Source organism: Leptospira meyeri (assembly GCF_004368965.1).
In the GTDB taxonomy this organism is placed as follows: domain Bacteria; phylum Spirochaetota; class Leptospiria; order Leptospirales; family Leptospiraceae; genus Leptospira_A; species Leptospira_A meyeri.
Map to the genome: position 1 here is coordinate 2119760 of NZ_SORO01000001.1, position 22562 is coordinate 2142321.

Consider the following 22562-nt stretch of genomic DNA (forward strand, 5'->3'; position numbering starts at 1 on the left):
ACTTAGAAGGAAAGAAAAGTCTCCATGGCTTTAGGATCAAAGAAAACTCCATCTTTTTGTCTAGGTGCTTCCAACCCATCTCGCACCATCTCTGCATAACCATTTGCAAAATATAAATATTTTGTCGGTAATTTTTTTGCGATATCATAAGCCGCCTGTTCTAAAAACTCAGCAAGTAGGAAAACTTGATATGTTACATCGGCGATATAAACCCGATTCATATCTTTCCAATCCTTAGATTCGTTTTTAATGCAGTGTTCCAATTCTTTTCGTTTGGTTTGGAATATACTGAATGCATTTTTTAATTCGCGATGGTTATCAGCAGACTTCGTTAGTTCATCTAACAAAGACTGGAAAGCTGTATATACTTTTGGTTTTTGTAAGGCATGCAAACAATGATCTGCAATGATGAGATGTGTCCCTTCCCAAGTTTCATTGATGATCGAATCATTATGTAAACGTGGGAGTGGAGAAAAATCTCCAATAATTCCATTTCCACCCAGAGTTAGGATCGCTTTTTGTGTGATAAAACTTGCTTGGGATGAAGATTTATATTTCAAAAGTGGAACTGTGATCTCTGCGGCATCATGGTCTTTTTCTGATAAATTTGCTGAGCGAAAGTTCACAAAACAATTTCCTGTTTGTAAAATTTGCATTTCCGCTAAGGTCTTTGTAAAAGAAGGAAATTCTAAAATCTTTTTCCCGTAAGCCGTTCTAAATTTTGCATATTCAGAAGCTTCCATCACAGATCTTCGCGCGTTCCCACTAGAACCAAGTCCCACATGCAAACGAGAGGTTTTGATGATGTAACGAATAAGGTTGACAAGTCCATGACCGGGACGACCAAACTCTTCTGCTTCTACTTTGTCATAAATAATTTCTACAGTGAGTTTTCCGCGAGAACCAATGATATCTTTTTTACGCAGGATATGATGTCCATTGAGGTCCCCATTTTCTTTGATCCTCGGAACAAGAAACATACCGACGGTATTCGTTCCTTCCATCTTTGCCGTTGTGACCCAAAGATCACCAGGGTTGGAACAAAACCATTTTTCACCGGTTAACTCCCATTTGCCGTTTGGAAGCTTTTTTGCAATGGTACGATTGGCAGAAACATTACTTCCACCTACCCTTTCGGTTACATATTGCCCAGCCATAAAATGAGAAGAACTTCCCTTCCCTGCAACAAGTGGTAGGTATTTTTTCTTTTGTTCGTCTGTTCCAATTTTTTTGAGTGCTAAGATGATTCCATCTGTCATTGCCAAAGGACAAGCAACACCACCTTCTCCATTCATATTCATCAAATAGGCAAGCGCATAACGATGAATATGTGTAAAATCATATTTCCATTCAGGATGAAAGTCTAAATTGACAACACCGTGATCATAAGAAATTTTTCGTGCTAATTTTTGTTCTTCAGAATATTTGATAAAATCGATTCGTTTTCCGGTCCTGTCAAACTTAACAACTTCACCATACTTTCCTTCTTTATGGCACTCTTCTGTGAGTTCATCCAAAATCCCACCTACGAGTTCCCCATACTTTCGGATATGTTCTTCCATTGCTTTTTTATGATCCGGTGCAAAAGATTCAGAATACCGATGGACCACTCTTTGTAAGGCGGGGTCTATTTCGTAAAAGTTTTTTCCTCGAACTCCCTTGTATTCGGAAATATCGAATGGTTGTAAGGAAGGATGTTCTGAAATATGGTGGCTCATTCTTCCAGTTCAAAAAAAGGAATAGGATTCACTAGCAAAAAAGTCGCCCCGGTTTGAAATTGGTTCTAGAGTCGATTCTGTATGGTCCAAAGAGTAGAAGCGAAGAAATCCAAACAAATTCTGCACGATGTGATATTCGAACTCCAGAACGTTTCTGAGTCCATGTTGTGGTTTTTGTCCTACGACCGACTTTCTGAACTTTTAGAAATCAGAAAAGAAGATTGCCTTCGCAAGGTTTATCAATTCAAAGCTGCAAAACCACAAATGACACTTTCCGGTGGATTCCATGAAGTAGATGGTGATCTACTGATTGATTTTCTCGCCTGGAGTTTGGAATTAGATGAAGTCGCAGAAGAGTTCCTAAAAGGTGGAATTTTTTTTAGTGAACGTCCGTTATATGAACTTCGCGAATCTTATAAATCTCTGATCCAAAAAACAATCGCCAACCATAAATTAGATAGGGAACTTTTGTTACTTCTGACAGCTGCCACTGTGGATTATGATGATGCAGTTGATTCCTATCTGATGGATAAATTCGAAATTGATTTTTTTGTGAGACGTTCCATCCATCAATTTTTAGAAAAATTCGAAATCCATCCAGAGTTTGGGGCGGAAGAGTTTTTATATGAATATTTAAAAAGTCTGATTCCCACAAAAATTCTTAATTTCCGAGATATCACTCGCGAATTCAGAGACAGAACCTATTACGAGTTATACGGTAGATTTCGAGAAACCAAAAAGAAAAAGAAGAAGATTGTAAAAACAGTTTCTGATGAAGTCAAAGACTTACTTGCTTTTTTTGACTTAGAACCGGGTGCCGGCATGACTGATGTAAAAAGGAAATTCAAAGAACTCTTAAAAAAATACCATCCCGATATCAATAAAAAAGGGGAAGAGATGACCAAACGAATCATCTTAAAATACAATCGTTTGGTCGAACTGTTAGGAACCTAACAATTCAATTTTTTTTCTTCTTTAGCTGATTTGCTCCGCCTTTACTTCAACTGAATTTGAAAATGATACTTCACCCGAATCTCATCTTTTGCTTTCATAAAAAGTAGAGAGGGATTTTCTAATTCATATTCAGAAAACTTAACGACAAGAGATCCATCGACTTGAATGGAATTGGAATTCTCCTGTTTTACCAATGCATCAGTAGAAAAATCTTTTGTATTTCCGTGAATGGTTAATTTGCCTTTAATTATATGGATTTGATCTTTTCCGGGTTGTACCGATTCAATTTTGACAAGAATGTTTGGTGTATCTGGATATCCCAGGATTTCCTGAATATGGGAATCACGATTTGTATCCCCAGAAACAATTTTTAAAAGCGGAATTTTAATTTCAAAAGGAGATTTTAAAATATAATTATTTCCCGAAACTTGGACATTGGGAGTGTCCATTTGAATTTCGTTACAAACACCTGTTACATTTTTTGTAGTATGTTCCACAAAGAACTCGATATTCTTTTTAGTGACTTCCACTGCATAAACATTTGCCCCAAAAAACAAAACCAACAACGAAACAATTATCTTTCTCATCAAATCGAACCTTTCCTTAAATTTAAAATGTAATGACGAGTAAAGCTATCGACATAGCACCAAATCCTGTCCAACCTACTTGTTCCATTTGATGAGCTGCCCGAGGACCCTCTCTTTCAATTCGGGCACCTAAACCAGGTAATAAAAGCATTGATGCTAAATGAATGGGAATCATTACCTTGTGGGCCAAAATAGGACTATATATTCTTGGTCCATCTTCTTCATTCTCTGATTCCGATTCAATTTTAGATGGAGAAAAAAAGGCAAGACTCGCGGTAATCACATACATACTAAACGTCGCCATGGCTAAATTTTTATGCATGGCAGCAGAGTGCCTTGTTTCCCATTCTTCATTTGCTTTTAATGCCAAATACAATCCTGCGTTACTTGTCGGATCTTTTAGCAAAAAATAATCGGCGGCAATACTATGCCGATTTAAAGGACTCATTGCAATCAAATACATTGGATCATTTGTTGCATACTGTGGATTTGCGAGTAATAAACTCTGTGCATACTGGTCTGATTTTCTATACAAAGTTTCAGATGCTTTGTCACCTTCTAAGTTGGTAGCCAACCAAAGTGCTAAAGTTGTTAAACCTGCAATTTGATGCCATTCCAATAGGTTTCTTCTTTTTTTGAGGGATTCTTTGGTGGCTCGCGGTTTATCGTTATTTTGGAGTAAGGGAATCGATTGTGCAAATGTTGTTGAAAAGGAAAAAATACCTATAAACAAAATAACACTTATTCTCATGCACTAGAGAATAACACAAGATATTCTAATGTAAATAAATAATCCGACCGTCCCATTTATAATACAGTGGATACAAAGTTACGACTACTGGAGAAAGTATCGCTAAACTAATCCAAAAATACCGTTCCCAAAACTTAGAAACTTTCCAAAATTCAATCGAATACAAAATCAAAACAGGAGTCGAAAGAATGGCAAACACTCGATTCGTATCATATGTTAACATAGATACAAGATAACAAAAAATAAATACTAAAATGGAAAATGGTCTTTTGTACATTAAATACAAAAGAAGTGGCCACAATCCATGAAAAAGTCCAAGTGTTCCCAAAATTGGCTCTGAAACATTCATACGAATGAATTCTTTGCCAATCATATTGGAAAAAACAGAAACCCGTGTTTGGTTCCAAGTCATATCTGTATTTGAAAAAAGATACACCAATAAACAAACATATAAAATCCCAGACAAAGCAAAGGTGATGGAAGTTATTTTCCATCTGGAACGATCTTCCAAAAACAAAACAAAGTTAACGAAAAAAGTCAAAACGATAAATTGAAAACAATGATTTGAAAATCCTAAAAATAAAATGAGAGTCAAAAGAACCGATTTCCATTTGGAAGAAATTTCACTTATGAGCGTAATCATATAAAAACAAATCAGTAAAAAAGTAATGGGATCTGAAAATCCAATCCAAGTTTTAAAGATTAAATATAATGGACTTGAGGCAACGACTAAAGCTAAACCAAATCCAAAGGTCCAATGATATCGAAAAGAAACAAAACCAACAATGGAGATACCAGAAAGAATGTTAATAAAATCCAAAATGGAAACGATATCCTCTGGTCTTACAACTAGGCCAGTAGCCCAAAGAAACCAAGGAGTCAAAAATTGATCCCAGGGAGTGGCAGAACTGATTGGATTTAAACTCAATGGATAAAATCCTGAATTAAAAACCTTAGCTTCAAATGAAGAAAAAAACAATTTACCTGGTAACGACTTAAAAATAAAAACCGAAAGCAGAACCGTAATAAAAGCATAAACTTTCGATTTATTTTTTTTTGCAGTTAACTTCATTTATGTGAAGAAATAGGAATAGAACCTTTCCAAGTGGAAACGCCACTTCCTTCAATGGGATAAGGTTTCCCTAAATATTTTGGCGGAGTATCCCACTGGATATCCCACCAAGCAAGAACCCTTGCTGAAAACTCTCTAAAAGAATAATACGTTTCTTTTTTATAAGTTCTTAAATTACATTCAAAACCGTATAACTCAAGTTCTAACTCTTTTCCTAAATAAATGGCTCTTGGTAAAAAGAAAGACTGGCTTACGAAGATAGCTTTTTTCACAAGAAAAACTTCTTTTGCACGAATGAGTGTATCAAGTGTTCGAAATCCAGCATGATCCACAAAAATGTCTTCTGGTTTTACTTTGTGGTTCAGCATAAATTCTAACATAGGTCGAAGTTCGTTGTAATCCGACTTACCATTGTCTCCAGAAAGTAAGATTTTTTTCACGCGTCCAGTGGCATATAAATCCAAACCGCAAGCCAAACGATCCATAAGAATCGGTGAGGGCGTTTTTCCATAAACAGCTGCACCGGGAACAATTGCGACTTCTGCTTCAGGGATTTCCATTGGCAAGTCAGAATGAACCGAAGTTTGGTATACGTACCAAAACCTGAGATTCGTTGCCAATGCGACAAAACTCAAGAATCCAAAAACGAGAATCATTCCAAGAAATAGGGATTTCCACTTGACCCTTGAGAGGAATCGGAGTGTCTTATTTATGTAGGCCAAACGGTTCGTCATGAAGAAAAAAATTAAAGAGATTACGTCTGTTTTTTCACAAGACAATCCGAAAATCAAGAAACAGATTGATAAGGTGAAAGAAAAAGGTCACCAACGGATGACCATTCTTGTCATTCCTCACGGATATGACAGTTCTTTCCACTTCCAAATTTCACATTTTACGATTCTATTTTTTTTGGCCTTAACGGTCGGTCTACTCAGTCTTGCTATTTTTGGGATTGTTGGTTCGAGTACAACACAAAGCCAAATCAATCAACTCTCCAAAATTTACGGAACTTATTTTGATACTTACATCACTCATGCCAATCAATTGGAAGAAATGAAAGAAGAGTATTCGAAACTAAATGAAAGTATGTTAGAACTCTTTACTCTCATAGATGGACAAGATGACGAACTTTTGAAAATTCCTGCGGAAGACTTGATTGAAACAGCTGCAGTCGAATCACTTCAAAAAGAAGAAAAAGAAGACAAACAACTTGATGTGGGACGTAAGTACTTAAGCGAAATTTATGAACTCCGCCAATTAAAACACCGAATGGACAATTACCAACGTTTGGTGGAAGCGAACTATCAATTTTTATACCAACGTTCAGACATTTTGTCTAGGTCTCCTCTTTTTAATCCCATGTATTCTTATAACTTAACATCTCCATTTGGAATGAGAAAGTCACCTACTACTGGTTATTGGGAATATCATGATGGTTTGGATATGGCAAATGCAACCGGCACTCCGATTTATGCCTCTGCACCGGGAAGAGTTGTTCGGGTTACATATTCCAACGTGGGATATGGACACCATGTCATCATCCAACATGACTTCGGCTTTAGTACCTTATATGGTCACTGCTCAAGAATCTATGTCAGAACGGGACAAGAAGTCAAAGCTGGGGAACAAATCGCTGAAGTGGGTGCAACTGGGAACGTAACAGGTCCTCACTTACATTACGAAATATTTATTTCCGAAGAAGGAAAAACAGACCCAGAGCAATACATGCAAGCCGGAGTTTACTGATTGCCTAAGAAAGAAAATCCTGCCAAACGAATTGCAGAACTTCGCAAAGAGATCCAAAAACATAACGATCTCTACTATAAAAAAAATACTCCTAAAATTTCAGACAAAGAGTTTGATCTTTTAGTCAAAGAATTACAATCTTTAGAAAAAGCTAATCCGGATTTGGTGGTCGAATCTTCTCCCACTTTACAAGTCGGATCTGACCTTTCTCCCCAGTTTAGCAAATTCAAACACAAAGTTCCAGTTTTATCATTGGAAAATACATACAATGAAACCGAACTTTCTGAATGGTTAACCAAAACTGGAATCGATGAGTTTTATTCTTTAGAATGGAAAATTGATGGCGCCTCTATCCTATTATACTATGAAAACGGAAAACTCGCTCATTGTGTGACAAGGGGATCTGGTGGCATCGGAGACATTGTCACGGAAAATGTCAAAACGATTGAATCCATTCCACAAACACTTTCTGAACCCTTGAACCTATCAGTTCGGGGAGAAATTTTTATGACCTTCGCTGACTTCGAAGAATTCAATGAAGAGTATGGCGGAAAATTTGCCAATCCAAGGAATTTAGCTGCAGGTTCCATCAAACAAAAAGATCCACTTGATGTCGCCAAACGACCATTACGAATCTATGTATACGATGTATATTTTTCTTCTTCAAGAAAAGGAACGAACAAACATAAAGATATTGTTGCGTTATTAAAAAAAGAAAAGTTTCCCCTCGCCCCAGATTCTACCATCATCCAAGGAAAAACACTTCTCAAAGAGATTGAATCCTTCCGCAATAAAAAAGATAAAATGCCATTTCCTGTGGATGGACTCGTGATCAAATTGGATGACCTTAACCTTCGAGAAAGTTTAGGAGAAACAAGCCAGTCACCTCGTTGGGCTCGTGCCTTTAAGTTTGATGCCTTACTCAAAGAAACCACTATTGAAGAAATTGACTTTGCTATAGGACGAACAGGTAAAATTACACCGAGGGCAAAAGTTACACCAATCTCGCTTGCAGGAACTACAGTCACTTACGCCACTTTACACAACCAAGACTATATCGACCAACTTGGTGCCGGAATTGGTGCAAAAGTATTAATCTCTAAACGAGGCGAAATCATTCCTGCTGTCGAAAAAGTCACAGTTCCCCCAAAGTCAGTTTTTGTATTACCAAAAGAATGCCCTGCCTGCAAAACCAAACTAACAAAAGTTGACGACTCTGTAGATTTTTTCTGTACTAATCGCAACTGTCCCGAACGCAAACTAAACCAACTCATATTCTTTTGTTCCAAAAAACAAATGAACATCGAAGGACTAGGCGAAAGACAAATTCAAATCTTTTTCGAAAAAGGTTGGGTCAAAGACATTCCTGATTTATACACTTTAAATAAATATAAAGACACCATACTTGAGTTAGATGGATTCGGTGAAAAGTCAGTAAAAATTATTTTTGATGCGATTGAAAAATCAAAGGAAAAAGATTTTCGATTCACTCTACCATCTATCGGACTGAACGAAGTTGGACCCAAAGTCACAGAAATACTCATTGAACACGGATTCGACTCCTGGGAAAAGCTTGTTACACTTTCTAAATCCAAAAATGCCGAAGAAGAATTAACCTCCATCCACGGCATAGGACCAAGAACCGTTGATGCCTTACTCGCTCATCTGAAAGACAAAGAAACATTAAAACTCGTCAAAACCTTGATCGGACTTGGACTTAAATTCCAAGCAGACGAAACCGAAAAAAGCGATATACAACCGTTTGTTGGTCAAAGTTGGTGTGTGACAGGAAGTTTCGAAAACTTCCAACCTCGAGATATTGCTATGGACCTCATCACCAAACATGGTGGTAAAAAAGTCTCCGGTGTTTCTTCCAAAACCACTCACTTACTGTATGGTCCCGGTGCCGGTTCCAAATTAGAAAAAGCAACAGAACTTGGTGTGAAACTTGTTTCTGAATCAGAGTTTTTGGAACTATTGAAGAAAGAGGGAATAGAGCTGTAATAAGCAGCACAGCTTCATTCCCTTGCTTAGGAAAAGAATTGATCGATGTTTGTTTGGGCGCCTCGAATCCGTTAGCTGCTTGGTATTTCATCCAATAACGACCGCGCTATCCGCTCCAATCTTTCCGAAATCTGTTCCTTATTCAAAACATACCGATTCCCGGAAAGGATTTCCGCTTCTATCGCTGGCGCGAGGGTTTGGTGATTCGTTTAAAATTGAAATAACCAATTCACTTGGAATTTCAGTTTTTCCGTTGATCAAAGTTTCTAAAAAATTTGATCCATCTTACGCAAATTCCAAAAACAACAATTATCTTTGCGAGTTAGAAACAATTCTGCAGTTTCTCACATATCAAATTTAATCTTTAAAATTATTTTCCCACAGTAAACCAGGAGTCTGAAATTCTGTATCTAAAGGAAATGTAAGATTAAATTTTTCTTTAAGAATTTTTATTAATTCTTTAGGTGAGTTGATAACCGATTTGTTGGCCACGCCATATTTATCCCTTTCAGAAATTTCCCTATTTACCAGTGTATACCTTTTTCCGTCATCTCCTGCACGTGCCACAATTAACCGATCTTTAAAATGTGAATTTGGGTGATTACTAGTGTACCAATTTGCTAGTATACGATCAATTTCAGGCATTTCTTCTAACGTAAATTCACATACATCGATCCAGCCATTAGGAAATAGAATTTGATGGAAATATTTATTACTTTCATATACAATTCTTCTTGTTTCATGATTTGTTTTCTGCTCAATATTCTTGCTTAATTGTATTGCTGATGTTAGTGATGCTCCACCAACTCCAACATCAGTTAACCATGAATTTCCCGAAAGTTCTACTCGTAGAAAAACATGAGTTCGAGGGGGGGTAAAATCTCTAGGTTTATCTAAACGAACTCTAGCACTAATAGGAGTTACTTCAAATCCCAATTTATTTAGAACACTCAAAAGAAGTCCATTTTGTTCAAAACAATATCCTCCACGTCTTTGAATGATTAATTTCTCAAAAACTGCATCTAAACTAATATCAATATCTTTTCCTAACAAAATATCCAAGTTTTCGAATGGAATACAACGAACATGTGCCAAACTGATATTGTTAAGCAAATCTAAAGAGGGAAGACGCGAGCCCTTATATCCAATGCGATCGAAATACGCATCCAGAAATTTTTTATCATTCAAAAGTAGATTCCTAAAATTTTTTCATTATGTTTATGGATTACTTTCAAAAGTAAATTACTTTTCTCGGCTTTGCACATTAGGCTGGGCCTCAGTCCCGAACGGGAGCTCTAGAGACTGGCCACAACACTTGCGCAGGCAAGGGAGTACAAGAAGCCTTTGCATTGCGCCGGCAGGTATACGGAGCGTTAAATTTGTATTATGCGCTGTTCCGAATGTTTATTACTCACAACCATCCTCTAACATACCGGACATGCACAATCTATCATTCTTGATAAAAAGAAATTCATTTGTTTCCAGACCATAATGTTTAAGCCAAACTAAATCTTTATATACTTTTATTATTCCTGTTCCTTCGCACAAAATATATCCATTTTTCACTATTTTTTTATCTAATTTATTTGAACAAAACGAATTCTGGTTACAATTAGCACCTGCGCATAGTTCATAACTGAAGTTATATGTTGCATTTTTATTCATTTTTAAAGATAAAGAATAATCGCCAGAATTTCCATGAAATTCTTTAAAGTGCCATTGTGTAGGTCTGGTAAATTTTTCGGTAGTCCCTAGATAAGTATCAAATATCCAGCCATCATTGATCTTATTTTTAGATGAATATCCAGTTTCGACATAAATCCAATAACCATTAGTATTATTAACTGTAGCTTTAACTTTCCGATTTGGAATTACTTTCACTAAGTGACTTATTGGTAATTGAATTATTACTTGAGAATTTAGATTTGGATCCTTTCTCACATTAACGTTTTCACCTGCAATAGGTGTATATTTTTCTATAGCTTCGAGTGATTGAATCGTTATCAGAGTAAGTAAAATTAAAAGGATTTTCATAATTGTTTTAATCTCTAATTTTCTGAAATGGCGCTTAACCGACACATATATCCGCAATTCGTTTAATCGCCTTCTTCACATCCAAATCCCACCACCCCCAACTCTCTTGAAAATTCCAAAAACTCAGTTTCCCCTAGACATTTCCCAAAACCACAATTCTAGCCCTTTTTGACTATTTTATTCTTGACATGCAGGTAAATACCTGCATAATTTCTTTTATGCCGAAGGAAGTGGAGGGTGTCGATCAGGTATTCAAAGCAATGGCTGATCCGAATCGGAGAAAGGTTCTGGATCTACTTTATGCTAACAATGGCCAAACACTTTCCTCACTCTGTGAACAACTAGACATGCAAAGGCAATCAGCAACACAACACATAGAAATCCTCATCAAAGCCAACCTGGTAACCGTTGTTTGGAAAGGGCGAGAGAAACTGCACTTCATCAACCCTGTTCCAATTTACGAAGTTTATGCACGTTGGGTTCGAAAATTTGAAGAGAATCGTTTAGGTTTTTTGCACGACTTAAAAACACAACTTGAAGGAGAAGATCATGGAACCACATAACTTCGTTTATGTTACCTTTATACTCAGCACACCCGAGAAGGTATGGAATGCACTTATTGACCCTGAGGTAACATCAAAGTATTGGCTAGATCCATTAGCGAAAAATCCAGCTCATATCAATGTCTCAGAATGGAAAGTCGGTTCCGTATGGAAACATATAAGAATGGATGACGAAAAAACAATCGATATCATTGGAAAGGTTTTAGAAATCGATCCTCCACTTAAATTAGCTTTATCTTGGTCAAGGCCAACAGAATTCAATGATGAATCAAAACATTCTCAGGTTACATTCGATATAGAAACTTATGCCGAAGGACTTGTTCGTTTGGTAGTCACACACAAAGATCTAGATCCACAAATGTTAAAAGGGATTTCTACGGGCTGGCCAAGTGTTCTTTCCAACCTTAAAACATTTTTGGAATCAGGTCGACCGTTAGCAGGACATATTTCAATTTCTCAATAAATTAATATAACAATAAATATGTGCAAATTCGAATTAAACTATGGAGAAAGATATGAGTCAGATTTATAACGGTGGATGCGCTTGCGGAAAAATTCGCTACAAAATCACAGTAGAACCTATTTTTATGAACGAATGCCAATGCCGCGACTGCCAAAGAATAAGTGGAACAGGACATGGATCTTATTTAACTTTTCAATCACCCAGCGCAGTCACAGTAGTTGGAAAAACAACTAATTTTGATTTGGTTGGTGATAGCGGAAATATCAAAACCAGTAGCTTTTGCCCTAACTGCGGTTCACCGGTATATATGACCTTTGCTGCTATGCCCGAGCTTTTTACAATCCATGCAACAAGCCTTGATGATCCAAATCTCTATAAACCGCAAGCCGTCACATACACAAAACGTGGATATTCTTGGGACTATCTGGATCCAAAATTATCAAAATTTGAAACAATGCCACCGATGTAAAAAATTCAAATATCGTTCAGTTGTTTTAGCGCCTCGAATCCGTTACCTGAGCGATATTTCATCCGATAACGACCGCGCTATCCGCTCCAATCTTTCCAAAATCTGTTCCTTATTCAAAATATACCGATTCCCGGAAAGGATTTCCGCTTCTATCGCTGGCGCGAGGAATTGGTTAGGCAGAGAAAGTATCAGTTATGTTCATTGCGTTTATCAATCGTCTACCTAGATTTCTTATTTGGCTTTGATTTCCAAATAAAATATATTCTGCTAGATGAGATATATCCTTTGTGCTTCAGAATGTCTTTCCTATTTAATGAATTATATTTTCGTCACTGAAAACTAAATTGATTAATGGAAAAACGAGCCAAGAAAATCTTTTTGTTTCTCTTTATCTTTGATACCAAATTATGATTAACACTTGTTTGATATAATTTTTCTATTATTACATTAAAAAACAAAAATATGCTAGCTAATAATCCTGTTAAGCTTTAGTATTATGGCAACAAATGAGTCTCAAGGATAAACTATGAAAAAGAAATTTTTATTGCTAACATTCCTATTATGGAACTGTGGCTCTCTCACAATTAAACCGCCAATATACAAACCAATATCCGAAGTTAATTATAATGGAAATTGGACAGTCAAAATAGTAAATGCTGGTTTTACAAAAGAAGTGGAAAACCATTGGTGGGGAGATAAATATTATCAAATTGTTATCACTGTTAAAAACAATTCCGATAAATATCGCTTCTTAAATTTGGATAATTACAAATTAACAAAGTTTAACTTTGATTATATCATGAAAAGAAACCCGGAAATATTTGCAGCCTATTCTAAAAACCCCGAATCATTCGATCTAAATGAGTTCTTTAACCAAAAAAACATGATTAGCTTGAAACTTAGAATTTTGAAGAGCGTAGAGATTCCAAATGATACTTACGGAGGAAAACCAATTTTTCCTACTGGGAAGTTTAAAAACGAAAATGTTGTTTCTGCAGCTCTTATTGCAGGAGATTATGGGGCCCCAGGATCTGGACCCGTCCAGGATTCCGACAATTCGACAGGTTGGATGGCACCAGGAGAAACAAAAATACTAAAGGTAAATTTCTCTGTAATTGATGGATTACCTCTTCATGCAGTAGTCATTCCAGAAATATTTGAATCAATTCTTGAAATAAACCATAGCGAAGTTAAATAATAAATATTGGTTACTGGTAATTTAACAATCTAAGTTACCCTATTTTTTTAAAACCTTAACTCAAGAATTTAGCCTATACGCATTTTTTAATTCAACGGATATGTAAAATGAACCACGTCCTCTGGTGATCCTCCTGTTGATCTATAAAATTCCAATGCATAGTCATCCACCATATCCGCTTGGACAAAGACTTCTTCCGCTCCCATTTTTTTACAATACTCATTTATTCCCTGAATGAGTGACCTTCCGATTCCTTGTCTATGATATTTGGTAAGGACAGCTAAATCAAAAATATAAACTAAAGGTTTTTCAGAATAATATTGACGAAGTGTATAAGTGGTTAGGCCGCCAACCACTTGACTTTCATGGAGAGAAACAAAAACATAAAAGTCATCCCGATCAAGTAAGGATTGTAAATAATGTAAACTTGGCATTTGAAAATTTTTCATCTCAAAAACATCTTCAAAAACTCGAATGAGTTCGATAAATTGCTTTAAATCATTAGAGGTTAATTTTCTGATTTTTATATTTTCCACGATCACTCTTTAATTTTAAAGTTTATATACGAATTGCAAATATCTGCCGACTATATATAGATTTATATTTTTCAATTAATTGCTTATTCACGAATAACATATAGTCGCAATTGAGATTTAAATTTGATAGCGGATCTTTCATTCAAGTCCTTATATATGAATTGCGTATATCCAGCTGGTCAAAATATAATTTGGTTTCTTATCAACGATTTTCGTATAACCGCTTTAAAGTCAGAGGTTCACTTTAATCGTTCCAAAACGCCTTTTCGTTTCACAATATTTTTATAGTCCCATTGGATTTTTTTAGCCTGACTAAGCCAACGTTTTAGATCTTTTTTTTTGATTTGGTTCACATCCGTATAACGAATTTCTGCTGCCTTAAAACTTCCTTCCGGTTCTAGTCCATCCTCTTCAAAACTTTGACCACTCCAAAACAGAAGACGAACACAAGTTTTTAATTTACTATAACCAACGATAGGATTCTCATCTAAAAACCAAACTGGATGTGCATGCCAAATTTTCTTTTCTGCTTTGGGTAAGTTTACATTGATTTCCTGATACAAAAGATCACAGATTTCTCTATCAATAGGCGATTGGGATTTATTATATGTTTCGATCTCTTTACTCATTTAGATAATCTCACCTTTTCCAGCGATCTAGAATACAAACGCATAAGAAATGTCAAAATACTGATAAAAAAAATTTACAAACGATTGGTAAATCATTTCTCACAAGTGGATGATAAACCAACCAGGATAGTCGAAACAAAATTGTGGTATCCAAATCGTTATGTCAGTTTCCAAAAACGATTTGGATAAAACTTTTATTTACAAACTTTCTTTACGGTCGATACAACCTTTACATCAACAGTAGGCCAAAGTTTACTCAAACCATCAGAGCCTTTATGTAAGTCATTACATTCGGTATTTAATTTACTGAGCCCGGATAGAAGACCAAGACCGACGACATCCACTGTGCCCGTTACTTCAACTACTTCCCCTTTCCATACAAAAGAAACAGGGACTTTTGTTTTAGCATTTCCGAATCTCAAATTCAGTGTTGCAGAACCAGTTTCGCCTTCTGCGATATCAGAGAACGAACCAGAAATTTTTTGATTTCCTTTCACAGAACCAAAAAAGAATTTTTTGATTTTTCCATCACGGTCTGGGACACCTGAATTAACTGAAGAAGAATCTATCTGAAACTGCACTGCTTTTACAGCACCAAACTTCGATTTATCTTTTTGTTTCCCAACCACTTTAATAGAATCAAATTTTCCTTTAACACCTGTTTTCTCGGTAAACTTGAACGCTGTCCACTCTAAGGAGGTTTGGGATGGGTCATATTCATACATACAATTCTCTTGTGCAACCAACTGAGAAATGACGCTGAGTGCGATTAGTACCAAAATCGAATTAAAAATTTTCATGGAAACCTCTACTAGAAAATAGAAAATGTAGAACAACGTTTTGTCAAGTGGAGTCTAAGACTCGAATCACAATTCGCATGTTAAAATTTCTACACACGTTGGTATTTCACTTCAAGAACCAACTCTTCAAAAAAAAAGAAGAAAGCCTATCACTTAGGCTCACTTCCATGGAAGATTTGGCTAAATCTGTCTTGGACTTTTTCTCGGAATCACTAAATATTCAATCATTTCCAAGCCAAATCATTGAGGGTTTCAGGTCTCTCCGAAGCAAATACAGACAAGTAACAAATCAAAATTTTTATGATTTCTTATTCGCTGCTTCGCACCAATATAAGGTGCGGCTAAACATTGTTCAAAAAACTTTACAAGACATAAAACCTTATATTACTGATGGTTCACCTTTTGTGTTCCAAGTAACAAACAAAACAAACTATATACCCGAATTTTTTGCAATCTTAGGTTATAACACTTCTTCCTATCGAATCAAAGCCCTTAACCAAATTGATTCTGAAGAAGAATGGTACTCAGAAAAGGAACTACTAAAACTCATAGAAATCAAATCAAACAAAGAATATGTAGATTGGGTCATTGCTGAACCAACATTTCCATTTTCAACAAACAAAGATATGTCGAAAGATGATTCTCCAGTCAAAAATGCTCTTAAACAAATTGCACATTTGATTCGAATGGAGTCCAAAGATGTTTGGATTGTTTTCATTTATGGCATTGGAATCGGAATTCTATCCTTAGTTGTACCGGTTGCTACTTCTTCACTTGTTAATATTGTTGCCTTTGGAGTTCTGCTCCAACCTGTCATTATATTAACATTGTTAGTGGTTTTTTTTCTTGGATTTGCGGGTGCAATGCAAACGATTCAAATCTATGTGGTAGAAATTTTACAAAGACGTGTGTTTGTAAGGATTGCTACAGAGTTTGCTGTCAAATTTCCAAAAATCCGCCAAGATTCCTTAGATAAACATCATAGTCCAGAACTCGTGAATCGTTTTTTTGATACAATGACAATTCAAAAATCCATACATTCCTTGTTAGTTGATGGTTTATCGGTTATTTTAACGACCGTCATTGGGTTTATTTTGATTTCATTTTATCATCCTATTTTTATTGTATTTTCTTTTCTTATTTTGTTTATTGGTGGGTATTGGGTTACTTATCGATTAGGTAAACCTGCGGCAGAAAACTATATTAAAATTTCGAAAGAAAAATATAAGGTAGCAGCTTGGTTGGAAGAAATTTCGAGACATTCTGCACTTTTCCATTCTACCTTTGGTTCGAATTTTGCATTAGATAGAGCCGATTCGTTTATCCGTGATTATTTGTATGCTAGGAAAAAATACTTTTTTAACTATATCCGTCAAATTATTGGCCTTGTTGGTATCCAAGCTTTAGCCAGTGCCATTGTACTTGGTTTAGGTGGATATTTAGTCATCCATAGACAACTCACCATCGGACAACTAGTAGCGGCCGAGCTTGTCATTGCAAAAGTACTCAGCGATATTTCCAAATTTGGAAAACAATTGGATAGTTTCTATAGTTTGATTGCTGCCGTTGATAAAATCAATTCAGTGTTTCATCTACCCACAATCCCACTGAAAACTGTCGAATTTGAAATCCCTGAAGGGCCAATCCAAGTTCAACTCTCAGGTGTTCATTATTCTCTCACTAATGGTCACAAGATTTTTAATCAATTTAATTTAAAAGCTGCTGCCGGAAAATCTATTGGAATATCATCTAACACTCCTTATGATGCACACATTCTATTAGATTTGATATGTGGGGTGAGAACACCAACATCTGGAATCGTAGAGTACAATCACCAAAATATCCATGAAGTGTCCAAAGAACAAATTCATTCTTTCACATTTCTGATTCGTGGAAATGAAATTTTTGAAGGAAGCATTTTGGAAAACATTCGAGTGGGTAGAGAAGAAATATCATTAATCGAAATCAGGGAACTGCTAGAAGGATTAGGAATTTGGGAAACAATTCAAACCCTCCCAAATGGAATCCACACTCCCCTTTTAACTTTCGGTCATCCTTTTGATACAATACAAACAACTATCATTTCCTTAGCAAGAGCCATCATCGGAAAACCAAAACTATTGTTAATCGATGGAAACTTAGATCTTTTACCACCATCTCTCCTCAATTCTGCACTAAAAGTTCTTTTGCAAAAGAATCATGCATGGACCTTATTCATTGTTTCGAAATCACCTACTGTTCTTTCTCAGATGGATCAAATATTACGCTTAGAAAACGACTCCCATTCCATAAAGGTAAATTCTTAAAGTTGGTTTATGAATACTGATATGTCACAAAAATGGAAACTTCATAAAAATCTACCTTCGTATCGATTGGTGCAAACAGCTTTACCTGCACAAAGTCTGGCTTATCTCCTCACCATCATTTTCTTTTTAAGTCTTCTCATCTTATTATACGTACCGTGGCAACAAACAACGATGGGATTTGGCAGGGTTGTTGCCTATGCACCGCTAGATCGGCAACAAGTCATTGAATCACCTATTAGCGGCCGTGTCGTGAAATGGCATGTACATGAAGGAACTCGTGTGCGAAAAGGTGATCCCATCATTGATATTTCAGATAACGACCCCAACTTTATCAATCGAATTCGCGAAGAAAGAAACGCACTTTTACAACGACTAGAAGCAGCAAGATCCAGGGAAGATAACATTCGTTCTCGTATCATTAGTTTACGTTCTTCTCGTGGAAGTGCTGTTGATGCCGCAGATTCGAGAAGAATGATGGCAAAAGATCGAGTTCGGGCCAGCGAACAAGCAGTAGATGCAGCAAAAGCTGCTTTAAAAACAGCAAACCTAAACTTAGATCGTCAAAAACAGCTATGGGAAAAAGGCCTTACCTCCAAACGAACCTTGGAACTGGCAGAACTCGAACATACCAATGCAGAGACAGGTCTTGATCGAGCCAAAGCTACTTATGATGCAGCCATTAAGGAAGAAAGAGCATTATACAGCGATACAGGAAAAGTAGCTCAAGATGCAGAAGCATCGATCAATGATGCCAAAGCATCCTTAGCATCTGCACAATCTGAAGTGGCTCGTGTTTTGGAAGACTTACCGAAGTTAGAAGCTCGGTTATCGAGACAAGAAAACCAAGAAATATTTGCGCCAAGAGATGGCACCATTATGAGAATTTTGGTAAATCCTGACACACAACAAGTCAAAGAAGGGGATGGTGTTGCTATCCTTGTTCCCGATGCAGAAGACAAAGCTGTGGAACTTTTTATCTCAGGCAACGATATTCCGTTAGTTGGTGAGGGAAGAAAGGTTCGTTTACAATTCCAAGGATATCCTGTTTTACAAATCAGTGGTTGGCCAGAAACTGCCGTAGGAACTTTTGGAGGAACGGTAAAACTTGTTGATATCACGGACAATGGTTCTGGAAATTTCCGAGTCCTCGTCATTCCGGATAGAGATGATAGAAAGTGGCCATCTAGTCGTTATCTCAGACAAGGTGTGAGGGCCAAGGGTTGGATTTTTCTTAACCGTGTAAGCGTTGGTTATGAACTTTGGAGAAGGTTTAACGACTTCCCACCAAATTTACCGATGGATGATCCAGATATGAAATCATTGTTAGATGAAACTGGAAGTGGGGATAAGGTCAAATGAAATCTAAATTCAAACAATCTTTACTTGCACTACTTTGTCCCTTTGGAATGTTTTTTTCCTTTGTGTTAGAAGCTGATCCAACGCGAGATCCCTTTGAATCTTTACATGGTCCCAACATTTATTCTCAGGATTATATCAACCAACAACCCGGTGTTCTTACCTTAGAGGAACTTTTAAAATCTGTCGAAAAATCTTATCCACTAGTTCTTGCTGCAGAAAAACTTTTATCAGAGGCCGAATACAATTACCTCGCAGCAGAAGGTGCATTTGACTTACAGTTTAAATCTATGGGAACCACAAAACCAATGGGATATTATACAAACAATGCAGCCGACGCAATGTTTGAAAAACCAACACCACTTGGTGGAACGTCTTTTTTTGCTGGTTACCGGATTGGTCGAGGAACCTTTCCCGTTTACGATGGAAAAAGAGAAACCAATGACCATGGAGAGATTCGGGCAGGTGCCATCTTTCCCCTGATGCGCAATCGTGAGATTGATAAAAACAGAGCCGATATCAAAAAAGCAGACCTCGACCGCAGACTTTCAGAACTCTCCATTCAAAAATTAAAAATCGAAGTTATCAAAGAAGCCACGAAACGGTATTGGAAATGGGTCGCCAGTGGCCAAGAATATTTAGTCAACAAAGACTTATTAGCATTAGCAAAAAACAGACAAAATCAAATTACCGAAAGAATCAAGTTAGGTGACATTCCAAAAATGGAAGGAACCGAAAACGATCGCGCCATTTTACAAAGAGAATCACAATTTGTTTCTGCAGAACGAGAGATGCAAAAAGCGGCCATCGATTTGTCTTTATTCCTGCGTGCACCTGATGGAAATTTAATCCTTCCGACAACAAACAGATTGCCTATCGGATTTCCCAAACCCATCGATTATAAAAAAGTTGAATTAGAAAAAAGTATCAAACTAGCTTGGAAGTATCGACCTGAATTACAAGACTTTGAATTCAAACGAGACAAAGTCCGCGTAGACCAAGATATGGGTTATAACTCGTTAAAACCACAAGTGGATTTGGTGGTTGCTGGATCACAAGACTTTGGACCAGGTTCTGTAACAAGAGCCAAACCAGAGCTTGAAGCCTCTCTCATCCTCAACCTTCCCATCCAAACCAAAAGACCAAGAGGAATGATTGGAGCCGCCGAAGCAAAGATTGCCCAACTTGACCAAGAACTACAGTTCTCAAAAGATAAAATCAAAACCGAAGTACAAGACTCAATTTCAGAGGTGATTGCCTCGGCAAAACGTGTAATCGTTACTCAAAATGAAGTGGAATTAGCAAGAAAGTTAGAAGAGATGGAACGTGAACGGTTTGCCCTCGGTGACTCTACTCTTCTATTCGTGAATATTAGAGAACAGACAAGTGCCGAAGCAGCCGTCCGAGAAATTAAGGCATTGTACGATCATCATGTAGCCATTGCCCATTTCCAAGCATCTACAGCTTCCATTTTGCAAATTTCTCCTTTTCCATAGTTTGTTTTATTGTTCAGAAAAAAAAACGACTTTCACTACTCTGTGAATCTCTAAACTTTTCCCTAAAGAAGGTATCTATGCACGGGGAAGAGTCACTATTACAAGACATTGGTCTCAGTATTATTTTCGCAACAGTCTTAAGTCACATCGCAAGAGTACTCAAACAACCGTTAATTTTAGGTTATATTATCGGTGGGGCCATGCTCGGTAAAGAGATGGGGTTTGAACTTGTCACGAACGAAGCTAGTATCGAACTCATATCAGAAATCGGACTCATCTTATTACTTTTTATCATCGGATTAGAAATCAATTTGGCTGAACTCGCAAAAATGGGTAAGGCCATGTTCACCTTGGGAATCCTTCAATTCACTCTTTCCGTCGCTTTTGTGTATTCTGTGTTTCCTTTTTTTGGTCTTCCCATTGGTTCAGAAAAGTTTGACCTTCTTTATATTGCCGTCGCACTCTCACTTAGTTCTACGTTGATCGTAGTTAAGTTATTACAAGATAAGGTAGAGATCAATACTCTCTCAGGAAAATTGACCGTAGGGGTTTTGGTTTTCCAAGACATTTGGGCCATTTTGTTTATGGGGGTCCAACCCAACTTAAACAATCCCGAAATATTAAAAATTCTATCTTCTGTTGGAATCATCGTTTTACTCATTGCTTTTAGTTTTAGTGTCAGCCGATATGTATTAGCCAAGTTATACAAAGCTTGTGCGAGTAGCCCAGAACTAATCCTTCTAACATCAATTATGTGGTGTTTTCTCGTTTGTGGGATCGCAGGAGAAGCTGGACTTTCCAAAGAAATGGGTGCTCTCGTTGCCGGCATGAGTATCGCCGCTTTCCCTTATGGTGCAGATGTCATTTCCAAACTGATTGGAATTCGCGACTTCTTTGTTACCCTCTTCTTTGTGGCTCTTGGTCTTAAAGTTCCGCTTCCAAGTTTAGAAGTTATCGGATTATCTGCGGCTATCATTGCTCTTATGTTATTTGTGAGGATGATAACCATCGCCCCTGTCATTATCAAACTCAACAAAGGAGTTCGAAACGGATTTCTAACTGCACTCAACCTCGCTCAAATTTCAGAATTCTCACTCGTAATTTTAGCATTAGGTGCTGGATTCGAACACATCACTCCGAAACTGCAAGCTGTGATTTTAACTTCAACCATCATTGCATCAGTTCTCTCCACATATATCATTATGTTCAACCATAACATAGCGGCGACCTTCGAAAGATTACTCGCTCGTGTTGGTATCTCTGACCAAGCAGAAGAATCCGGAAAAGAAGATAAAGCAAGTCATGGGGGGCATGGAGGACACGGCGACGGGATGGTGCGAGACATCATCGTCCTTGGATATTTTCGAATCGCTCGTGCCTTTGTGGAATACTTAGAAGACCTTTCTCCTTCTCTTATCAAACGAATCATCATTGCTGATTACAATCCTGCTTTTAAAGATGAACTCACAAACAAAGGATTCCAGTGGGCTTATGCCGACCTTGCCCATCCCGATTCTTTATCCCATATTGGCCTTCACGATGCTTCCATGGTCATTTGTACCATTTCTGATTCTTTTTTAAAAGGAACCAATAACAACCGTTTGCTTTCTACTCTTAGCAAACTCGCACCGAACGCAAAAATCATTCTCACGAGTGACGAACCTGGGGAAGCTAAAAAGTTAGTTGCTGATGGAGCTCAAAAAGTCATCATCCCAGGTGTCATTACCGGAGAATTTTTGTATGACTATATTTCTCGAGGGATGAGAAATAATGAAAGAGAAGTTTCATAAATACAAATAACTTCAAAAGAGACTTGGATAGAATCAAACTGGCTTAAGTGATTTCGTAATCCTGATTGATACGAAAAAGAACCTAAATTC

The 22562-nt window shown here is 37.0% G+C and carries 21 protein-coding genes; 11 read left to right on the forward strand and 10 right to left on the reverse strand.

Going from position 1 to position 22562, the window contains the following annotated elements; all coding sequences use genetic code 11:
• Positions 1 to 2: 2 nt before the first annotated feature.
• The gene (locus CLV96_RS09885; RefSeq protein ID WP_004786399.1) at positions 3 to 1718 is read right to left on the reverse strand and encodes an acyl-CoA dehydrogenase family protein; all 1716 of its coding nucleotides are present in this window, start codon (positions 1716 to 1718) and stop codon (positions 3 to 5) included.
• A gap of 81 nt (positions 1719 to 1799) precedes the next feature.
• Here CLV96_RS09885 and CLV96_RS09890 point away from each other — a divergent pair, with 81 nt between their 5' ends.
• On the forward strand, positions 1800 to 2672 hold the full coding sequence (locus CLV96_RS09890) for a J domain-containing protein (protein WP_004786435.1): 873 nt from the start codon (positions 1800 to 1802) through the stop codon (positions 2670 to 2672).
• A 41-nt stretch (positions 2673 to 2713) separates the two neighbouring features.
• Here the strand turns inward: CLV96_RS09890 and CLV96_RS09895 are convergent, their stop codons facing one another.
• The 4 genes from CLV96_RS09895 to CLV96_RS09910 are packed head-to-tail and all read right to left on the reverse strand — an operon-like array spanning position 2714 to position 5738.
• A complete protein-coding gene (locus tag CLV96_RS09895) occupies positions 2714 to 3259 on the reverse strand; it encodes a YceI family protein (RefSeq protein WP_004787049.1) in 546 nt (181 codons plus the stop codon).
• Between the two features lie 22 nt (positions 3260 to 3281).
• A complete protein-coding gene (locus tag CLV96_RS09900; protein ID WP_040917239.1) occupies positions 3282 to 4010 on the reverse strand; it encodes a hypothetical protein in 729 nt (242 codons plus the stop codon).
• A gap of 25 nt (positions 4011 to 4035) precedes the next feature.
• Positions 4036 to 5082: a hypothetical protein gene (locus CLV96_RS09905; RefSeq protein WP_004786792.1), complete on the reverse strand. Its 1047-nt coding sequence runs from the start codon at positions 5080 to 5082 to the stop codon at positions 4036 to 4038.
• Positions 5079 to 5738 (reverse strand): SanA/YdcF family protein, encoded by a 660-nt coding sequence (locus tag CLV96_RS09910; protein ID WP_004786922.1) that lies wholly within the window; start codon positions 5736 to 5738, stop codon positions 5079 to 5081. Before CLV96_RS09910 ends, CLV96_RS09905 begins: the two co-directional genes overlap by 4 nt.
• Positions 5739 to 5814: 76 nt before the next feature.
• Between CLV96_RS09910 and CLV96_RS09915 the strand changes: the two genes are divergently transcribed.
• Positions 5815 to 6828, forward strand: coding sequence for a M23 family metallopeptidase (locus tag CLV96_RS09915; protein ID WP_004784076.1), 1014 nt, complete (start codon positions 5815 to 5817; stop codon positions 6826 to 6828).
• The gene (ligA, locus tag CLV96_RS09920; RefSeq protein ID WP_004784097.1) at positions 6829 to 8832 is read left to right on the forward strand and encodes an NAD-dependent DNA ligase LigA; all 2004 of its coding nucleotides are present in this window, start codon (positions 6829 to 6831) and stop codon (positions 8830 to 8832) included.
• 357 nt (positions 8833 to 9189) lie between these two features.
• Here the strand turns inward: ligA and CLV96_RS09925 are convergent, their stop codons facing one another.
• Together CLV96_RS09925 and CLV96_RS09930 are read right to left on the reverse strand one after the other, a co-directional pair.
• Complete coding sequence (locus tag CLV96_RS09925; protein ID WP_004785283.1) at positions 9190 to 10020, reverse strand: arylamine N-acetyltransferase family protein; 831 nt, start codon at positions 10018 to 10020, stop codon at positions 9190 to 9192.
• 219 nt (positions 10021 to 10239) lie between these two features.
• Complete coding sequence (locus tag CLV96_RS09930; RefSeq protein ID WP_004787297.1) at positions 10240 to 10866, reverse strand: SH3 domain-containing protein; 627 nt, start codon at positions 10864 to 10866, stop codon at positions 10240 to 10242.
• A gap of 218 nt (positions 10867 to 11084) precedes the next feature.
• Here CLV96_RS09930 and CLV96_RS09935 point away from each other — a divergent pair, with 218 nt between their 5' ends.
• The 4 genes from CLV96_RS09935 to CLV96_RS09950 all read left to right on the forward strand — a co-directional run bounded on the left by CLV96_RS09935 (position 11085) and on the right by CLV96_RS09950 (position 13559).
• Entirely contained in the window at positions 11085 to 11429 is a 345-nt protein-coding gene (locus tag CLV96_RS09935) for an ArsR/SmtB family transcription factor (protein WP_004785949.1), read from the forward strand.
• Positions 11416 to 11892, forward strand: a complete 477-nt coding sequence (locus CLV96_RS09940) for an SRPBCC family protein (protein ID WP_040917237.1) — start codon at positions 11416 to 11418, stop codon at positions 11890 to 11892. The genes CLV96_RS09935 and CLV96_RS09940 overlap by 14 nt, the downstream gene beginning before the upstream one ends.
• 52 nt (positions 11893 to 11944) lie before the next feature.
• Positions 11945 to 12361 carry a GFA family protein gene (locus CLV96_RS09945; protein ID WP_040917335.1) on the forward strand — a complete coding sequence of 139 codons (417 nt, stop codon included), beginning with the start codon at positions 11945 to 11947 and terminating at the stop codon, positions 12359 to 12361.
• Positions 12362 to 12887: 526 nt separating this feature from the next.
• Positions 12888 to 13559, forward strand: coding sequence for a hypothetical protein (locus CLV96_RS09950; protein ID WP_004785032.1), 672 nt, complete (start codon positions 12888 to 12890; stop codon positions 13557 to 13559).
• A gap of 86 nt (positions 13560 to 13645) precedes the next feature.
• Here the strand turns inward: CLV96_RS09950 and CLV96_RS09955 are convergent, their stop codons facing one another.
• From CLV96_RS09955 to CLV96_RS09965, 3 genes are all read right to left on the reverse strand, one after another.
• Positions 13646 to 14095, reverse strand: coding sequence for a GNAT family N-acetyltransferase (locus tag CLV96_RS09955; RefSeq protein WP_004786475.1), 450 nt, complete (start codon positions 14093 to 14095; stop codon positions 13646 to 13648).
• A 239-nt stretch (positions 14096 to 14334) separates the two neighbouring features.
• Positions 14335 to 14724: a DUF1801 domain-containing protein gene (locus CLV96_RS09960; RefSeq protein ID WP_004785373.1), complete on the reverse strand. Its 390-nt coding sequence runs from the start codon at positions 14722 to 14724 to the stop codon at positions 14335 to 14337.
• 194 nt (positions 14725 to 14918) lie between these two features.
• Positions 14919 to 15524 (reverse strand): YceI family protein, encoded by a 606-nt coding sequence (locus CLV96_RS09965; RefSeq protein ID WP_040917236.1) that lies wholly within the window; start codon positions 15522 to 15524, stop codon positions 14919 to 14921.
• A gap of 77 nt (positions 15525 to 15601) precedes the next feature.
• On the opposite strand from CLV96_RS09965, the gene CLV96_RS09970 reads away from it, so the two are divergent.
• The 4 genes from CLV96_RS09970 to CLV96_RS09985 all read left to right on the forward strand — a co-directional run bounded on the left by CLV96_RS09970 (position 15602) and on the right by CLV96_RS09985 (position 22472).
• Positions 15602 to 17830, forward strand: a complete 2229-nt coding sequence (locus CLV96_RS09970; protein WP_004784395.1) for an ABC transporter transmembrane domain-containing protein — start codon at positions 15602 to 15604, stop codon at positions 17828 to 17830.
• Positions 17831 to 17851: 21 nt separating this feature from the next.
• Positions 17852 to 19189 (forward strand): HlyD family secretion protein, encoded by a 1338-nt coding sequence (locus CLV96_RS09975; RefSeq protein ID WP_207763503.1) that lies wholly within the window; start codon positions 17852 to 17854, stop codon positions 19187 to 19189.
• The gene (locus CLV96_RS09980) at positions 19186 to 20682 is read left to right on the forward strand and encodes a TolC family protein (protein WP_004786556.1); all 1497 of its coding nucleotides are present in this window, start codon (positions 19186 to 19188) and stop codon (positions 20680 to 20682) included. Before CLV96_RS09975 ends, CLV96_RS09980 begins: the two co-directional genes overlap by 4 nt.
• 77 nt (positions 20683 to 20759) lie before the next feature.
• Positions 20760 to 22472 (forward strand): cation:proton antiporter, encoded by a 1713-nt coding sequence (locus CLV96_RS09985; protein WP_004787427.1) that lies wholly within the window; start codon positions 20760 to 20762, stop codon positions 22470 to 22472.
• The last annotated feature ends 90 nt before the right edge of the window (positions 22473 to 22562 follow it).

What these genes read in the sequence shown, in the direction of transcription:
- CLV96_RS09950 (WP_004785032.1), top strand. Translation starts at nt 12,888, where the DNA reads ATGAAAAAGAAATTTTTATTGCTAACATTCCTATTATGGAACTGTGGC.
- CLV96_RS09900 (WP_040917239.1), bottom strand. Translation starts at nt 4,010, where the DNA reads ATGAGAATAAGTGTTATTTTGTTTATAGGTATTTTTTCCTTTTCAACA.
- CLV96_RS09905 (WP_004786792.1), bottom strand. Translation starts at nt 5,082, where the DNA reads ATGAAGTTAACTGCAAAAAAAAATAAATCGAAAGTTTATGCTTTTATT.
- CLV96_RS09885 (WP_004786399.1), bottom strand. Translation starts at nt 1,718, where the DNA reads ATGAGCCACCATATTTCAGAACATCCTTCCTTACAACCATTCGATATT.
- CLV96_RS09915 (WP_004784076.1), top strand. Translation starts at nt 5,815, where the DNA reads ATGAAGAAAAAAATTAAAGAGATTACGTCTGTTTTTTCACAAGACAAT.
- CLV96_RS09980 (WP_004786556.1), top strand. Translation starts at nt 19,186, where the DNA reads ATGAAATCTAAATTCAAACAATCTTTACTTGCACTACTTTGTCCCTTT.
- CLV96_RS09960 (WP_004785373.1), bottom strand. Translation starts at nt 14,724, where the DNA reads ATGAGTAAAGAGATCGAAACATATAATAAATCCCAATCGCCTATTGAT.
- CLV96_RS09895 (WP_004787049.1), bottom strand. Translation starts at nt 3,259, where the DNA reads ATGAGAAAGATAATTGTTTCGTTGTTGGTTTTGTTTTTTGGGGCAAAT.
- CLV96_RS09935 (WP_004785949.1), top strand. Translation starts at nt 11,085, where the DNA reads ATGCCGAAGGAAGTGGAGGGTGTCGATCAGGTATTCAAAGCAATGGCT.
- CLV96_RS09930 (WP_004787297.1), bottom strand. Translation starts at nt 10,866, where the DNA reads ATGAAAATCCTTTTAATTTTACTTACTCTGATAACGATTCAATCACTC.
- CLV96_RS09975 (WP_207763503.1), top strand. Translation starts at nt 17,852, where the DNA reads ATGTCACAAAAATGGAAACTTCATAAAAATCTACCTTCGTATCGATTG.
- CLV96_RS09970 (WP_004784395.1), top strand. Translation starts at nt 15,602, where the DNA reads ATGTTAAAATTTCTACACACGTTGGTATTTCACTTCAAGAACCAACTC.
- CLV96_RS09890 (WP_004786435.1), top strand. Translation starts at nt 1,800, where the DNA reads ATGGTCCAAAGAGTAGAAGCGAAGAAATCCAAACAAATTCTGCACGAT.
- CLV96_RS09945 (WP_040917335.1), top strand. Translation starts at nt 11,945, where the DNA reads ATGAGTCAGATTTATAACGGTGGATGCGCTTGCGGAAAAATTCGCTAC.
- CLV96_RS09965 (WP_040917236.1), bottom strand. Translation starts at nt 15,524, where the DNA reads ATGAAAATTTTTAATTCGATTTTGGTACTAATCGCACTCAGCGTCATT.
- CLV96_RS09910 (WP_004786922.1), bottom strand. Translation starts at nt 5,738, where the DNA reads ATGATTCTCGTTTTTGGATTCTTGAGTTTTGTCGCATTGGCAACGAAT.
- CLV96_RS09940 (WP_040917237.1), top strand. Translation starts at nt 11,416, where the DNA reads ATGGAACCACATAACTTCGTTTATGTTACCTTTATACTCAGCACACCC.
- CLV96_RS09985 (WP_004787427.1), top strand. Translation starts at nt 20,760, where the DNA reads ATGCACGGGGAAGAGTCACTATTACAAGACATTGGTCTCAGTATTATT.